The 15,575-nt window shown below is 63.5% G+C and carries 13 protein-coding genes and 2 pseudogenes; 5 read left to right on the plus strand and 10 right to left on the minus strand.

All coding sequences use genetic code 11. From position 1 onward, the window contains the following. Position 1: 1 nt before the first annotated feature. From PV761_RS21350 to PV761_RS21365, 4 genes are all read left to right on the plus strand, one after another. The gene (locus PV761_RS21350; RefSeq protein WP_347899607.1) at positions 2-970 is read left to right on the plus strand and encodes a carbohydrate ABC transporter permease; all 969 of its coding nucleotides are present in this window, start codon (positions 2-4) and stop codon (positions 968-970) included. A 73-nt stretch (positions 971-1,043) separates the two neighbouring features. Beyond that, a complete protein-coding gene (locus tag PV761_RS21355) occupies positions 1,044-2,651 on the plus strand; it encodes an ABC transporter substrate-binding protein (RefSeq protein ID WP_347899608.1) in 1,608 nt (535 codons plus the stop codon). A 124-nt stretch (positions 2,652-2,775) separates the two neighbouring features. Next, positions 2,776-4,281, plus strand: coding sequence for a glycoside hydrolase family 32 protein (locus tag PV761_RS21360; protein WP_347899610.1), 1,506 nt, complete (start codon positions 2,776-2,778; stop codon positions 4,279-4,281). A 26-nt stretch (positions 4,282-4,307) separates the two neighbouring features. Continuing rightward, complete coding sequence (locus PV761_RS21365; protein ID WP_347899611.1) at positions 4,308-5,240, plus strand: carbohydrate kinase; 933 nt, start codon at positions 4,308-4,310, stop codon at positions 5,238-5,240. Between the two features lie 291 nt (positions 5,241-5,531). Here the strand turns inward: PV761_RS21365 and PV761_RS21370 are convergent, their stop codons facing one another. The 4 genes and pseudogenes from PV761_RS21370 to PV761_RS21385 all read right to left on the minus strand — a co-directional run bounded on the left by PV761_RS21370 (position 5,532) and on the right by PV761_RS21385 (position 9,702). Further along, on the minus strand, positions 5,532-6,038 hold the full coding sequence (locus tag PV761_RS21370) for a recombinase family protein (RefSeq protein ID WP_347899612.1): 507 nt from the start codon (positions 6,036-6,038) through the stop codon (positions 5,532-5,534). 72 nt (positions 6,039-6,110) lie between these two features. Continuing rightward, the gene (locus tag PV761_RS21375) at positions 6,111-7,226 is read right to left on the minus strand and encodes an NmrA family NAD(P)-binding protein (protein ID WP_347899613.1); all 1,116 of its coding nucleotides are present in this window, start codon (positions 7,224-7,226) and stop codon (positions 6,111-6,113) included. A gap of 1,172 nt (positions 7,227-8,398) precedes the next feature. Further along, a complete protein-coding gene (locus PV761_RS21380; protein ID WP_347899614.1) occupies positions 8,399-8,929 on the minus strand; it encodes a response regulator transcription factor in 531 nt (176 codons plus the stop codon). A gap of 440 nt (positions 8,930-9,369) precedes the next feature. After that, positions 9,370-9,702 (minus strand): annotated as a pseudogene (locus PV761_RS21385) (YnfA family protein). Between the two features lie 813 nt (positions 9,703-10,515). On the opposite strand from PV761_RS21385, the gene PV761_RS21390 reads away from it, so the two are divergent. Continuing rightward, a complete protein-coding gene (locus PV761_RS21390) occupies positions 10,516-11,766 on the plus strand; it encodes an Nramp family divalent metal transporter (RefSeq protein ID WP_347899615.1) in 1,251 nt (416 codons plus the stop codon). Between the two features lie 31 nt (positions 11,767-11,797). On the opposite strand, the gene PV761_RS21395 is transcribed toward PV761_RS21390, so the two are convergent. From PV761_RS21395 to PV761_RS21420, 6 genes and pseudogenes are all read right to left on the minus strand, one after another. Continuing rightward, on the minus strand, positions 11,798-12,121 hold the full coding sequence (locus PV761_RS21395; RefSeq protein ID WP_347899616.1) for a FeoA domain-containing protein: 324 nt from the start codon (positions 12,119-12,121) through the stop codon (positions 11,798-11,800). Between the two features lie 46 nt (positions 12,122-12,167). Beyond that, positions 12,168-12,545 (minus strand): annotated as a pseudogene (locus PV761_RS21400) (metal-dependent transcriptional regulator); the annotation flags it as partial. Next, a complete protein-coding gene (locus PV761_RS21405) occupies positions 12,529-13,221 on the minus strand; it encodes a thioredoxin domain-containing protein (RefSeq protein ID WP_347899617.1) in 693 nt (230 codons plus the stop codon). The pseudogene PV761_RS21400 and the gene PV761_RS21405, both read right to left, overlap by 17 nt. Beyond that, positions 13,221-14,144: a cation diffusion facilitator family transporter gene (locus tag PV761_RS21410; protein WP_347899618.1), complete on the minus strand. Its 924-nt coding sequence runs from the start codon at positions 14,142-14,144 to the stop codon at positions 13,221-13,223. The genes PV761_RS21405 and PV761_RS21410 overlap by 1 nt, the downstream gene beginning before the upstream one ends. A 3-nt stretch (positions 14,145-14,147) precedes the next feature. Then, entirely contained in the window at positions 14,148-14,984 is an 837-nt protein-coding gene (locus PV761_RS21415; RefSeq protein WP_347899619.1) for a cation transporter, read from the minus strand. Next, complete coding sequence (locus PV761_RS21420) at positions 14,981-15,307, minus strand: winged helix-turn-helix domain-containing protein (protein WP_347899620.1); 327 nt, start codon at positions 15,305-15,307, stop codon at positions 14,981-14,983. The genes PV761_RS21415 and PV761_RS21420 overlap by 4 nt, the downstream gene beginning before the upstream one ends. Positions 15,308-15,575 lie beyond the last annotated feature (268 nt).

Here is a 15,575-nt window from a genome sequence, read left to right on the forward strand (position 1 = left end):
AATGTCTCTAACAACGAACCCCCGCACTACCGACCACCCGAACCCTGCCATCGGCCAAGGCAGCCGCCTCCGGCCCAAGCCGACGCTCAGGGACAGGTACGGTGACCGCGTATTCAACATCGCCGCAACCGCTGTCCTGCTGCTGGCCATCCTGGCCGTGGTGTACCCGCTGTACTTCATCGTCATCGCCTCCATCAGCGACCCGAACGCCGTCTACGAAGGCAAGGTCTGGCTCTTCCCTTCCGGCATCACCACCGAAGGCTATGAGCGGATCTTCGCCGACAGCAGGATCTGGAACGGGCTCGGCAACACCATCGTCTACACCGTTCTCGGCACCGCCATCAGCGTCAGCACCATCCTGTGCGGCGCCTACGCCCTGTCCCGCAAAGACATGCCCGGCCGCAAAATCCTGATGCTCCTGTTCGTTATCACCATGTTCTTCGACGGAGGACTCATCACCAAGTACCTCGTGGTCCGCGACCTGGGCATGCTCGACACCGTCTGGGCAGTTGTCCTGCCCGGAGCCGTCGGCGTCTGGAACCTGATCATCGCCCGTTCATTTTTTGAACACACCGTCCCGAACGAACTGCGCGAAGCGGCCCAGATGGACGGGGCAACGGACTTCAAGTTCTTCTTCAAGATGGTGCTGCCCCTGTCAAAGCCCCTGATCATGCTCATGATCATGGTCCACGTCGTGGCGCACTGGAACTCGTTCTTCGACGCACTGATCTTCCTCAACGACGACACCAAATACCCGCTGCAGCTCGTCCTGCGCAACATCCTGATCCAGTCAGATGTCTCCTCCACCGGGACCACCGGCGGGGACATCGAATCCTATGCCGCCGCGCAACGGATCGCGGAGCTCACCAAGTACGCCATGATCGTCGTCTCGAGCCTGCCACTGATGATTGCCCTGCCATTCATGCAGAAGCACTTCACCAAGGGCGCCATGATCGGCGCCGTCAAATAGCCCTCCCCAGTACCACCGCCCAGGCACCCGCCCCGGGCAGTCAGCACACACCCTCCTCAGATAAGGAATGACCATGGCATTCAGCCGTAAATTCGCCGCCCTCGGCGCAGTCCTGGCCGGAACATTGATGTTCACCGCCTGCTCCGGCGGCGGCTCGGGAACCACGGAGGTCAAAGACGCCTCCGCTGACTTCGGGTTCCAGGAAACCGGCTTTCCGATCGTCAGCAAGCAACTCGACCTGACTTTCTCCGGCACGAAGGCCGCCCTGGCACCGGACTACAACACCATGGCAGTGGTCAAGGAATGGGAGAAAACGACCAACGTCCACATCAACTGGGAGAACCTGCCCGAAACGGTCTTCCAGGAAAAGAAGAACCTCATCCTGGCCAGCGGTGAGCTGCCGGACGCGTTCTTCAACACCGGCCTCACCGACGCCGAGATCGCCACCTACTCCGCCAGCGGCACCCTGATTCCGCTCGAGGAACTCATCGAGAAGAACGCCCCCAACCTCACCAAGCTGCTTACCGAACGGCCCGACGTCAAGGCAGCCATCACCTCCTCGGACGGACACATCTACTCCCTGCCGTCCGTGGAAGAACTCGGCCTGGTCCAGTTCCCCAACGAACTGGCCATCAACACCGCCTGGCTGAAGAAGCTCAACATCCCGATGCCCAAGACCATCACTGAGTTCCACGATGCCCTGCTCGCCTTCAAGACCCAGGACGCCTCCGGCACCGGCAAAACCATCCCGCTGAGCTTCATGCCCGGATCCTGGTGTGGGGACATCGTTGACCTGATCGCAGCCCTCGGCGGCGTCCCTGACAATATGGACCACCGCATCGTCCAGGACGACAAAGTGACCTTCACTGCCACCCAGGACGGCTACAAGAAGGCCATCCAGACCCTGCACGAGTGGTACCAGGAAGGCCTGATCGACCCCGAGTCTTTCTCCCAGGACGACAAGGCCTACCTGGCCAAGGGCAAAGCCGCCACGGAAAACCTCGGCTCCTTCGTCTGGTGGGAAGTACCTGAAATGGTCGGCGCCGAACGGGCCAGCAACTACGCCCTGGTCCCGGTCCTGGAAGGCGTGAACGGCAAACGGATCGCCAGCCAGTCCAACAACCAGGAAATCGCCCGCGGCGCCTTCGCCATCACCCGGAACAACAAATACCCTGCCGCGACCATGCGCTGGGCCGACAACCTCTACGACCCCGTCCAGTCAGCCCAGGCCAACTGGGGGCCGATCGGTGAGACCCTGCAGAAGGACTCCAGCGGTCTGCTGACTCAGATCCCCGCCCCGGCCGGAACCAGCGAAGGCGAACGCCGCCAAAAGGTCGCACCGGGCGGCCCGAAGGCCAACACCGCTGCGAACTTCAAGACCGTTGTCGCTCCCGAACCCCGGGCCGCTGATCGGCAGAAGACCGTTGAGGAACTCTACGAGCCCTTCGCGGGCAATGACGGTTACCCCCCGGTGGCCCTCTCTAACGAGGAACTGCAGCAAATCAGCACCATCCAGACCGATGTCACGTCCCTGGTGAAGCAGAACATGGCTAAATGGATCGTCTCCGGAGGCATCGAGCAGGAATGGGACGGCTACGTCTCCCAGCTCAAGAACGTCGGCGTCGACAAAATGATCGAGGTCTACCAGCAGGCCTACGACCGTTATAAGAAGAACTCCTAACTCCGCAACCGGGCTGGGGCCTGCGCTGCCCGCGCAGGCCCCAGCCGCCCCGCTCATTCACCTGCCTGTTTCCCCACGAGGACCTGCAGGGACCAGACCTGCCAAGAATTGAGACGTCACCTTCATGACTGCCGCGACCGCCACGACAGCCGAGACCTTCCGGCCGGCCCTGCACTTTGCAGCCCGGAACACCTGGCTCAATGACCCCAATGGCCTGATTTTTCATAGCGGCGTCTATCACCTCTATTACCAGAACAACCCGCTGGGCAACGTCTGGGGAAACATGTCCTGGGGCCACGCCACCTCCACCGACCTGCTGACGTGGACCGAACATCCCGTCGCCATCGCCTGCGACGAGAACGAAGACATCTTCTCCGGCAGCATCGTCTTCGACCGCGAGAACACCAGCGGTTTCGGCACCGGGTCCGTGGCCCCTCTGGTGGCCATCTACACCAGCGCATTCAAACCCGGCTCCGGGCATGACGGCGTCCAGGCCCAGTCCCTGGCCTACAGCCTGGACGGCGGCTACAGCTGGACAAAACACACAGACAACCCCGTGCTAAGCCGCGGATCGGCCGAGTTCCGGGACCCCAAAGTCATCCGGTACGACGGCGACGCGGGGAGCTACTGGGTGATGGTCGCCGTCGAAGCCACCGACTTCCAGGTCGTCCTCTACAAGTCTCAGGACCTCCGGAACTGGGAGCTGCTGAGCACCTTCGGCCCCGCGAACGCCACCGGTGGAGTCTGGGAATGTCCCGACCTGTTCCCCTTGCCGGTGGACGGTGACCCGGAAAACCTCATGTGGGTCCTTACCATCAACCTCAACCCCGGCGGGCCAAACAACGGCTCGGCCGGCCAATACTTCGTGGGCGACTTCGACGGAATCACCTTCACTTCCGCGACCACTGTCACCGAGGGCCAGCAGGACCCCGACCGGCTGGGCGACTACCAATGGCTGGACTGGGGCCGGGACTATTACGCGGCCGTCTCCTTCAGCGACGCCCCGCACAACCGCCGGCTCATGATCGCCTGGATGAACAACTGGGAGTACGCCAACCACATACCCACCACACCCTGGCGCAGCCCCATGAGCCTCGCCCGCGAAATATCTCTCCGGAGCAGCGACGGAAACCTGTGCCTGGTCCAACAACCCGCGGGCGACTGGAGTGCCCTGGCTGGTCAAGAATCGTACTGCCTTTCCGAAACCACCATCCACGAGGGCGTGCTTGTTCTGGCCGGCGCGGCCGGCACAGTCCAGCGCATCGACGTCAGCTTCACCCCCGGAAGCGCGGAGGTATTCGGCCTCATCCTGCGTGGAGATGGTGCCAAGGGAACCCGCGTGGGCATCCTCCCCGGCGAAGGCAAACTGTTCGTGGACCGGCGGGAATCAGGGCAGACAGACTTCCACGGATCCTTCCCCTCCATCGACACCGCACCCGTGCACCCCACAGACATGGCCTACAGCCTCACCATCTTCGTAGACCGCTGCTCGGTTGAAGTTTTCGCCCAGGGCGGGCAGGTCACTATGACCGAACTGATCTTCCCGACCGGGACCAGCACCGACCTCTCCGTCTACGCCGTCGGCGGGACAGCGACCATCCACAGTCTTCAGGTCACTCAGTTCGCGTGAGGTGGCACACCCACCAGGAGAAGCACATGCACACCAACGTCAAGCCAAACCCTTCCCGGCAGGTGCTGGACGTCATCGTCATCGGCGAAGCCCTCACCGACATCGTCACCACCCCCAAGGGCACCACCCAACACCCCGGAGGGTCACCGGCCAACGTCGCCTACGGCCTGGCCCGGCTGGGAGTCAACACCGGGCTGCACACCGCCCTCGGCACGGACCGCCGCGGCGCCGCGATCAAAACGCACTTGGCCGGCGCCGGGGTGACGCTCCTCCCCGGCTCCCGCCCAGCGGAAAGAACGTCGACGGCGACCGCCACCATAGCCGCCGATGGGGCGGCGAGCTACGCCTTCGACATCACCTGGAATATCGAACAACCAGACCTAGCACCGGCCCCGCCCAAGGTTCTCCACACCGGTTCGATCGCAAGCTTTCTCGCACCCGGCGCCTGCAAGGTCAAGGCAATCCTTCAACAACTCCGCGCTGAGTGCACTATCACGTACGACCCCAACATCAGACACGCCCTGCTCGGAACCCATGCCGAAGCGCTTCGCACCTTCGAGGAACTGGTCCACCTCACCGACGTCGTCAAACTCAGCGACGAGGACGCCGAATGGCTCTATCCCGGGAAAGCGCTCGAAGAAACAGCAACACACGTCCTCGGCCTGGGAGCGGAACTGGCCGTCATCACCAAAGGCTCATCAGGCTCACTTATGGCAACACCCTCCATCTGCCTCCGTATCCCGGCAGAGAGGTCGGACGTCGTGGACACCATCGGCGCCGGCGACTCATATATGTCTGCACTGATCCTGGGACTGCTCACCCGCGGAACCGACGGCTACGCACCTTCAGTCCTTGAACAGCTGGGACGGACCGCCGCGATGGCCGCCGCCATCACCGTGAGTCGGGCCGGCGCAAAACCGCCAACGGGAGACGAACTCAGCACCCAGCTTCATCAATAGCCCTAGCCGCGAACGCCAGCTCTCGGATCCCGGCCGCAGTTTTTTGCTCAACGCGCGCTTATGTTCTCTGTCGAATGAACTACATCCCAATCTGATGTCAGGTTGGTAGCCGAGGGGCTGTCAGGATAGGGTTCGATTCGGCATCTCTGACCTTGGTTCCAGAAAGTCTCAGATCCTAACCGGGCAGAAGCGTCTCGTAAGACTTGGCGAGGACACCGATATGGAGCCTCCGTTGCGCGACATAGCAGCGAGACGTTTCAGCAGACGGTGGTGACGGGCCGCCTGTCAGTTTCAGAAGTCGTCTGCACTGAATGTCAGAAGTCCTCTGCACGGGGCTTTTGGTCTGGCTTCGCTAGGTGCCGGTAGCTCGTCGGCCGGGTGACGCCGAATTCCCGTGCAATGTGTTCTACCGTGTGAGCCCGCTTGCCGTCCAGGCCTTTTTCTACATACATTTCCCGGTCCAGCTTGACCTGGCGCGGGCCAAGTTTGGGTTCCGTTCGGACATGAGGGCATGTTCGAACTCCGCGATCGACCCGAGGATCTGGAAGCACATCCGCTCAGGGGTGTGGAGGTATCGAGGTTCTGGTCCAGGACCACAAGATCCACACCGCGCTCCTGCAGCGTCTTGGACAAATCCATGAGGTGTTCTTGGGAGCGCCCCAGCCGGTCGAGCTTGGTGACGACCAACTGGTCCCCTGCCCGGTTGGCCGAAAGCAGGGCCTTGTCCGGCTCGGGCCGGCGGGCCAGCTTCCCGGAAGCCGTGTCAAGGAAGATCTGCTCACAGCCGGCAGCCGTCAATGCGTCGTACTGGGCCTCGGGATGTTGATCGCGGGTGGAGACGCGCCCGTATCCGATTCATACCGTAACGTATCACCAACCCCGCTGAGCGTTACACAGGCGCGTACAGTTTGGGGACGTTGACACTGGCTTTGGCGTTCGCAGGCCTCGACCCGTGTGTGTGGGAGCAACTGCAGCCGCGGGACGTGGTGTATGTCGCTCGGGAGGCGGTATCTCCGGGGCGTTTGCCCGCTGGAGACACCGCTCTGCTAACGAAGCCAGATTTAGTTTGCTGGGATGGTCCAGTCCTGTTGCGTTGCCCACTGTTCGAGGGTTGTCGTGGTCAGACCGTAGTGCGCGGCGTGGTGTGGGCGCGGGGTAGCCGACCCGGTCGTTCCAGATCTGACTGTCCGCCGTGGGTGCGCCAAGGCGCTGCTCCTGCTCCTCCCGGGAGACGAAGGCGGCAGCGACCTCGCGACCGACGGCCCTGGAGAGCGTGTCCGCGATCTCGGTGTGGGTCAGCGCGTCGCCTGCCAGCTCGATCTCGGCTTCGTGGAACTTGTCGGGATCGGCCACGGCGGCAGCAACGGCTGCTCCGAAGTCGTCCGCGTTGATGAGCGCCATCACGGCCTGCGGGCTTGCAGCGGTGACGATCTTGCCCTGAGGCAGGTCGGGGAACATATAATCCTGCCTGGGCGGGAGGAAGTTCTCCATGTACAGGGCGGGCTTGAAAATAGTCCAGCGCTTGATGCTCACCTGCCGGATCGCGTCCCCTGCCGCTTCCTTCTGGTGCCAGTAGGCCTCCATCACCGGGTGGGTGTCCTGCACTTCGGGGTGTTCGCTCCTCCATCCGGTGGCCGAAACGGACGTGTGGATGATCTGGGAGACCCCGGCGCGCTTAGCCGCGGTGGCGATGTTGCGCGCGTGACGGTGCTCGGCGACCGGGTCGGCAGGGTCATGACCCGGCATCTGCATGGAGAACACCACGTCCTGTCCGGCGCTGGCAGCGTCCAGAGACACGGTGTCATCCATGTCGCCGATCGCGAGCGTCACGCCCTGCTGGGCAAGCGCCCGGGCGGGCGCCGACTCGGGATCTCGCACGAATGCTGTCACGGGGTGCCCCGCGCGCAGCAGCGCCTGGACGGCGGCACCGCCCTGCATTCCAGTGGCCCCAGTGACCAGCACTTTCGCTTTGATTGTCAATGTCACGGCAGGTCCTGCTTTCCGTTAGTTGCGTTCCTTCGGGTCAGCTCATACGCAGCGACTATTTCCATGATTTCTCCGTCAACTTCATTAGGGCCTCTTCCCGGGCGACCTTGGTGCGAGTAGACACCGTCATCAAACCCCGGGGAGAGGCTCCCGCCGCTTAAGCGGCAGGCTCCAGTAAGGAAAAGGCAGTGGGCAGTTCCGTGGCCGCCTACGGGCAGTTTTTCATGGCCGCTAACAAGAGGTGCCCGATTACAGGAACGTCCCACAAGAACCTACGATCCGGGCCGCAAAGTCATGTCGACCGGAACAGAGACCTGCATGAACTGGTGAAGTCAGAGTCAGAAGGAAGGGACCACAATGAGGACGACAGGCCGCCCGTGCACAAACGTGTGCACACCCCCATTGGCCGGACAAACACGCTACGAGCGCACTCGGCCCGGCTCGCAGAAAGCAGCCATCCGACGAAGATCCCGAAGAAAATTCGTCTTGGTCATGTCGTCACCACAACTCCTGGCCATGAACGAGTGACAGCCAACAACGGGGCACCAGACCACAACAAGGACGACGTATAACGCTAGATCCCAGCGGGCGTTGGCCATTGACACACAGACCAGGGCTAACCCGCCACCCACACAACCGAACAGGCCACCGCCGCGCCAGGCACAAACCGCGGCCAATGTCAGAGGGACCCGCGGAGGGTCAATGTCCGCACATTAAAGCAAAAACCCCTCTGACGAGGGGTGGGGGGACTCGAACTGCATTCCCCGCCCCTGCGATTACTGGGCTCCCGCGGAAACGTACGGAATCCGCGCCCGATCCGACCCATGCACGACCCGGTCCGAGGCCCGAAGTGTGCACAATGTGCACACCCCAAAATCCGCGCTCTCAGCACTCGAAGTGCCCGTCGCGCCCTCGCTGAGCGTCGCGGTTTTGTACATGAGCTCCGTTCGGCCTCGTGCTCGGTTCGGTGGGCCCGGGTCCGCTGCTGCCGGGCTTGGGTCTACAGGGCTCGGGCCGCGGCGAGGGCATCGGCCAGCCGCCCGGCACCGGCCGCCCGCATTTCGTCCGTCGGGGGCATGGTGCCGGCCTCACCGGTGCAGTTCAGGAGCGCAGCAGAGACTCCCGGTCCGCCCCGGGGACCACTGGTCGGCTGCCCCGGCTGGAACCGGCGGCTATAGGCGGTGTGCCCGTCCAGTGCCCCCGCGAATCAGCCGGAGCTGCTCCGTGTTGTCATCATCCAATGACAGGCACCCCCAGGCTCCGGCCAGGATGGAGTCAATCAGCACGGTTTCCTCAGGTTGCCCGGTCAGCAGCAGGCACCGGATGGAGCGGTCGGCCTCGGCAACAGTGCGGCACACTCCGGCGCCGGTTCCGTCCGAAAACTCATCATCAAGAATGACCAGATCGGCGCGCAGGGCCGCAATCCGGCCGGCGGCCTCATCGGCGGATCCACTCTCCCCCACGACGGTGAACCCGTTGGATTCCAGCAGGTGCCGCAGGCCCCGCCTGACAAGTTCGTCGCGGTTCAGGACGTATACATTCCGGCCGATCGGGAGGTGGGGTGTTGTGGGCAGCCATCCTTGCCGTTCCGTTCCGTCGCCCATAAGACCGAAAGGCGCAGTTTCTGTCCCCTGGTTCGGCCTCACTGATGCGAGGACGACGGCACCGGATCCCCGTCCGGCTATGGCTACCTGCACGTTCATGCGCGGGTCCTTACTTCCCGCGCTAGACCTGAAAGCGGCCGGGCAACAGCCTCAGAGGCCGGATCCTTATTCCATGTGCTGCCCCGGTCGACCGGTGTGACCGTCGGGCGGTGCGTCGACTGAAAATGATGTTGATATACGGGACGTGCGGCGCGCCGGTTGCGGAAAATGGAACCTCGGGCTTGATTGAGACGCTGCCACAGCATGTTCAGCTGATGAAGCAGGAACATTTCAATTCCGAGGCCGCCGCGTCCTCGGCGCCAGCGGGACAAGGGCCATCGACGATTACATGCACGCAACAGGTCCGAAGGCTTAATCCATCGGGTGCTCCATGTCTCGCCTCACTCCTCCTGCGGCCGGTGGGTCCACGCGTTACCGGGCACCCAGATTTGCGTTACCAGGTGCCAGCGTTCGTGCGGACAATTCTAGGTATGTCCGAATCAGGAGCCACGGGGCGAGAACATAATCCACAGCCACAGCCACGAAACAGATGACGGACCCGATGATGTCCCAGCGGTCAGGTCGGAAACCGTCGAAGATCATGCCCCACGCCAGGGAACCTGCGACGAAAACACCCCCGTAGGCAGAGAGGATCCTGCCAAAGTGGGCGTCGGGCTGCAACGTGGCAACGAAACCATAAATCCCCAGGGCAATGACACCAAGGGCCCACCACCACGCTTTGTCTTTCCGCACGGCTCGCCAGACCAGCCAGCGCCCCCGATTTCAGCGACGGCGGCGAGAACGAAAGACACTACAGACTTTGCACCGGGCAAGGTCCAATCCTCCCAGTGGGCTGTCAGGTCGTAATTCAGACCTACTCAAGGACGCAGCACGAGGATTATGCCGGCGGCTCAGGACACGCGGCGGATGTCACCGGGGCGAAGCCGGATACAACGACAGCTGGAGGCACTTGGCGCAGATCGGCTCGTCGAGCAGCTCGCTGATTGAGGTCTGCGCGTCCAACTCCCGGGTCTGCTCCCTGTTCATCATTGACCCTAGGCCCACTTCGTCTACGGTCAGTCTTCAGACACGGCACCCTCACCTGCACGGAGCCGACCCTCCCGCCACTGACAGATTCGCGCCGTACGAACTGGCAGAGGCTTCTGAGGGGTTGCTGTAACCTCGGGGACCGGGTCCGTGCCTATCGAGTGGCTCCCAGGGCTGGCCCGCATTCTCCAATCATGGACCGAAAGCGGTCATTCCTACTTCCTTAGGGGAAACGAATATTGGCTGACCGAGCTGGCGGCGCTCTCTGGATCACCTCAGCGATCGGGTACGGGGCGATGATCGTGACGGCTGCGGAAGCGTCGGCTGCCCTGTCGGCATGGTCCGCTGTGCTCTTCAATGTCGGCGTCGGTTCAGTCGTGCTCATGGCCGGTCGCCTCCCTCGCTGGCACGGTCGCACGGTACAGCCCCGGACGTCTGCCCGGTACCGCGGCCTAAGCCGAGCGAACGGGATGGGCGGCCCGACCGATAGTCGCAGATACCTATAGCCGGCCTGTGTGGCCTCCCGAAATGTTGCTTTTCGGTATGCCTAAATTAACGCTATCCTCGTCCTAACAGGACCCCGAAGGCGAGGAACAACGATGACCACCACAACTGTCCCGGCCCGCCCGGCCACGAACTGGCGCTGGTCGCGGCTGCTGCTGATGGGGCCGGCCTTTGTGGCCGCCATTGCGTACGTGGATCCGGGAAATGTCGCGGCGAATCTCACCGCCGGGGCGAACTACGGCTATCTGCTGGTCTGGGTGCTAGTGGCCGCGAATGCCATGGCGGTCCTGGTACAGTACCAGTCGGCCAAATTGGGTGTGGCGACGGGTCTCAGCCTCCCGGAAATTCTCGGCAAGCGACTGGGGACCCGCCGTCGGCGGCTGTACTGGGTCCAGGCGGAGGTTGTCGCCGGGGCCACGGACATGGCAGAAGTTATCGGCGGTGCCGTCGCACTGAACCTGCTTTTCGGGCTTCCCCTGCTCGCTGGCGGCCTGATCATCGGGCTCGCGTCCATGCTGCTGCTGGCGCTGCAGTCCGCCCGCGGCCAGAAATCCTTCGAATACGCGATCCTGGTGTTGCTCGGCGTCATTGCCGTCGGGTTCGTCTCCGGCCTATTCGTCAATCCCCCGGATGCCGGAGGTGCCCTGTCAGGTCTTGTGCCCCGTTTTGAGGGAACAGACACGGTCCTGCTCGCGGCCAGCATGCTCGGCGCGACGGTGATGCCGCACGCGATCTACCTGCACTCAGCCCTGGCCACGGACAGGCACGGCTTCTCCGAGGACCCCGCGGTACGAACCCGGCTCATCCGTGCCACGCGTTTCGATGTGGCCGGGGCCCTGATGCTGGCCGGTGTCGTGAACATCGCGATGCTCCTGCTGGCCGCGTCCAGCCTGCGGGGTATCGAGGGAACGGACACCATTGCCGGCGCTCACGCCGCCGTGACATCAGCGCTCGGCCCCGTGATCGGCGTGGTGTTCGCGATCGGGCTGCTCGCTTCGGGCCTGGCATCAACTTCGGTGGGCTGCTACGCGGGGGCGACGATCATGGGCGGTCTGCTCAAGATCCGGGTGCCGCTGCTGACCCGGCGGGTGATTACGCTGATACCGGCTCTTATTATCCTCGGCGCAGGCATTGAGCCGACCCTCGCCCTGGTGCTGAGCCAGGTGCTGCTCAGCTTCGGGATACCGTTTGCCCTGATTCCGCTGATCCGGCTGACCGGAAAACGGGATGTGATGGGAATCCACACCGACTCCACGCCGCTGAAGATCGCGGGGTGGACCAGCGCGACGCTGATCGTCGGACTGAACTGTGTCCTGATCGTCCTGACGATCACCGGCCAGTCCTAACCAGGCCCCAGACGTGACTATACGGTTGCTGTCAGCCCTGCTCTTTGCGGGGCACGACCCACAAGGCGTCCGATGCCTGGACACCCAGGGAGATGTCCAGGTCCTGTCCGGCTACCCGCACCGTCGTGCCCGCCGCGAACGGCGGCCGGTCTCTGACAGTGAGCTCCACGTTCGGGGTGAGCGCGAGGCTCGCGAAGTAGCGCAGCAGGGCAGGGTCCGCGTCCGACACCCGGCTGATCATGACATGCCGGCCGGCCGTCTCCGAGGTGAGCTGGACGGCTTCCGGCCGGTGGGCCTGACCGTCCCGGGAGGGGATCGGATCGCCGTGCGGGTCCCGGGCAGGGTGCCCGAGCAAGCTGATCTATTCTGGCGATCGTGGTCTCCGAGACCGCGTGTTCGAGCACTTCGGCTTCGAGATGGACTTCGTCCCATCCGTACCCGAGGACCCGGACAAGGAACGTCTCCAGCAGCCTGTGCCGGCGGACCATGAGCACAGCATATTCCCGACCGGCCGCCGTCAATTCAACGCTGCCGTATTTGGCGTGGGTGACCAGACCCTGGCCGGCGAGTTTGCTGACCGCTTCGGAAACCGTGGACGCGGTCAGGCGCAGCCGTTCCGCCAGTCCGCCGATGGTGACCGGCTCCGTAGTCCATTCGCCGGCGAACCAGATCAGCTTCAAGTAATCCTGGGCGGCCGGGGTCAGGTCCGCGGCCTGGACCGGTTCACTCACGGCCCGGCCACTGCTCTCGCGCGGGGCCGGACTATTTTGCGGCATCATCGAGCAACTGCCGGAATTGTTCCTCAGTGTTCAGCGTCAGTTTTTGGCCGTCGAGGAAGAACGTGGGAGTGCCGGTAACGCCCATGGCGGCGCCGTCGGCTACGTCTTTGCGGATCCGGTCCCTGGTGGCTTCGTCGGCGACGGTGGCGTCGTATTTTTCCAGGTCCAGGCCGAGCTCCTGCGCGTAGGTCCGGAACAGGGCGGCCTGGGAGTCCTGTTTTTCGCCCCACTGCGGCTGGGTGTCGAACATCCTGGTGTTCATCTGTTCGTATTTGCCCTGCCGAGCAGCGGCCCCGACGGCGAGGGCGGCGGTGCCGGAGTTCCGGTGCACCGGCAGTGGGAAGTAGCGGTGGACGAAGGTGATCCGGTCGCCGTAGTCCTTTTTCAGTTCCTCGACTAGCGGCGCGGCCGCGCGGCAGGATTCGCATTCGAAGTCCAGGAATTCGACGAGCTGGGCCTTTTCGGTCGCCGGGGTGGTGACGCGGTGGCTGTCCTCGCGGACGAGCTGGGCGTCGGCGGCGGGCTGCACGGCTTCTGGTGCTGGTTCGGTGGCAGTGAACACGGCGTACGAGATCACTCCGGTGGCGATGATGACACCGATCAGGATCCAGAGGATCGTGCGGACCTTCCTTACGGTGTCTGCGGGAGTTGGTGCTGTCGGTGGTGCTGGTGTCATTAGTGCGGCATGCTTTCCTGGTCGCGGTGAGCGGCGGGTTCGATCTGGAAGGTGGAGTGTTCGACGCTGACGTCGAAATGTTCCGCGACGCAGCGTTGCAGGTCCGCGAGAATGGCCGCGGCGTGGCCGTCCCGCATGCACGGGTCTTCGACGGTGACGTGGGCCGAGAGGACCGGTGTTCCCGAGGCGACAAGGGAGGCGTGCAGGTCGTGGACGTCAATGACGTGCGGCAGGGCCAGGATGTGTTCGCGGACCTTACCCAGATCCAGGCCCCGGGGCACGTTTTCCATCAGTACGTCGGTGGTGTCGCGGAGCAGCTTCAGGGTGCGGGGAATGATCAGAGCGCCGATCAGCAGAGACACGACAGCATCGGCCTGCGTCCAACCGGTGAGGGCAATGACGACCGCGGCGACGATGACAGCGACAGACCCGAGGGCGTCGTTAAGGACTTCGAGGAAGGCTGCTTTCATGTTGAAGTTGTGGTTCCGGCCCGAGGCCAGGACGATCAGGCCTATGGCGTTGCCCGCCAGGCCGATGATGCCGAACCACAGCATGGTGGACCCGCCGATTTCCGGGGGTTCGAAGAGCCGCCGGATGCCTTCGACGATGACAAATCCGCCCACACCCAACAGCAGGGCCGCCTGCCCGGCGGCCGCGATAATTTCGGCGCGCTTGTACCCCCACGTCCGCTTCAAGGTCGCAGGTTTCAAAGCCAGCGAGGCTGCGATCAGCGCGATCAGCAGCCCGGCCGAGTCGGTAAACATGTGCCCGGCGTCCGCCAACAGCGCCAGGCTTCCGGCCAGGACAGAGCCAATGATTTCGGCGACCATCACCGTGAAGGTGATGCCGAAAACAATGATCAGTTTGCCGCGATGGCTGGGACCACCGGCGCCATCGGTCGAGTGGTCGTGCCCGCTCCCCATCAATCAGTCCTCCCGGCGGGTGTTCAGCGTCAACGGCTGCGGCCGGTTCCCGGAGTCACATCCGGCACAGCAGCCCGACCCGGATATAGTATCGTCGTGAGGGTCCTTGGCTTCTACCGAATGCGCCTGTACTTCAGGTGAGTTGTCTGCGGATGCAGGCAGCGGTGCACAGCAGTCGTCCGTGTCGGAGCCGTGGGCGGTAGCGGCGGCGTTCGGCACCGCGCAGCAGACGTCGCCGCGCCACGCGCTGATGCCTTCCCGCACGGCGGTACCCGCGATTACCAGCGCGGCGCCCGCGTCCGCCCACCACCAGCCCAGCGTACTGTTCAGGACCAGTCCAACAAGCAGCACCGCGGAAAGGTAGGTGCACAGCAGGGTCTGCTTGGAATCAGCGACCGCTGTCCTGGATCCAAGTTCCCGCCCCGCGCGTCGCTGGGCCCAGGACAGCACCGGCATAATCGCCAAGCTCAAGGCCGCGATCACGATCCCGGGCGTGGAGTGCCGGGCCTCTCCCCCTCCGGTCAGGGACCTGACCGCATCCACGGTCACGAATGCCGCGAGGGCGAAGAAGGACACCGCGATGATCCGCAGCGTCAGATGCTCACGGCGTTCAGGGTCCTTGGCTGAAAACTGCCAGGACAACGCCAGCGCGGACGCGACCTCGATCACCGAATCCAGTCCAAACCCGATCAGAGCCGACGAGTCCGCGACACCGCCGGCCCAGAGGGCCACCACCGCCTCGACGAGGTTGTACGTGATCGTCGCCGCAGCGAACAGCCGGATCCTGAGACTCAGTACCGCACGACGTTCCGGCGTCGGCGTGTGGAGGAGAGTCGTCATGCGAAGCACTCCCCGTCCGGCGCGCAGCAAGCGGGATCCACCGCAAGGACAACACCGATCAAATCCTTGATCGCGTGGCCCAGCCGTCCATCCGCGAGCTCGTACCTACTGCGACGGCCGTTCGGGACAGCGACGACGAGTCCGCACCCGCGCAGGCACGTCAGGTGGTTGGACATGCTTTGCCGCGACACGCCCAGAGAGTCGGCCAGATCCGAAGGATAGGACGGGGCCTCTGAGAGTGCCAGGAGGATCCGGGCGCGGGTAGGGTCAGAGACCGCGTAGCCGAACCTTGCCAGCACGGGAGCCTGAGTGAGCGTTTCCATAGGACAAAAGTACATCCATCGGTGAATTCATACCAATGTGTATTACAACTGGCTCCAGCCCTTCGCCTCCGAAGATATGCATCCTCCGCAAGCCAAGACCAACCTCGTGGACTCGCTTCCCGAGCTCCCAAGGCCCAGTTGAACCGGTGATAACGGGGGGCCAGGCAGCATTGTCCGCTGTCCGAGGAACGTCGCCTAGTAGTACTTTGTTAGGTTTCGGTGAAGGGGTCTTTTAATCGCTGGCCTGACCTGTTAATTTCGTTTCGTG

Source organism: Arthrobacter sp. CC3, from assembly GCF_039907775.1.
Taxonomy (GTDB): Bacteria; Actinomycetota; Actinomycetes; order Actinomycetales; family Micrococcaceae; genus Arthrobacter.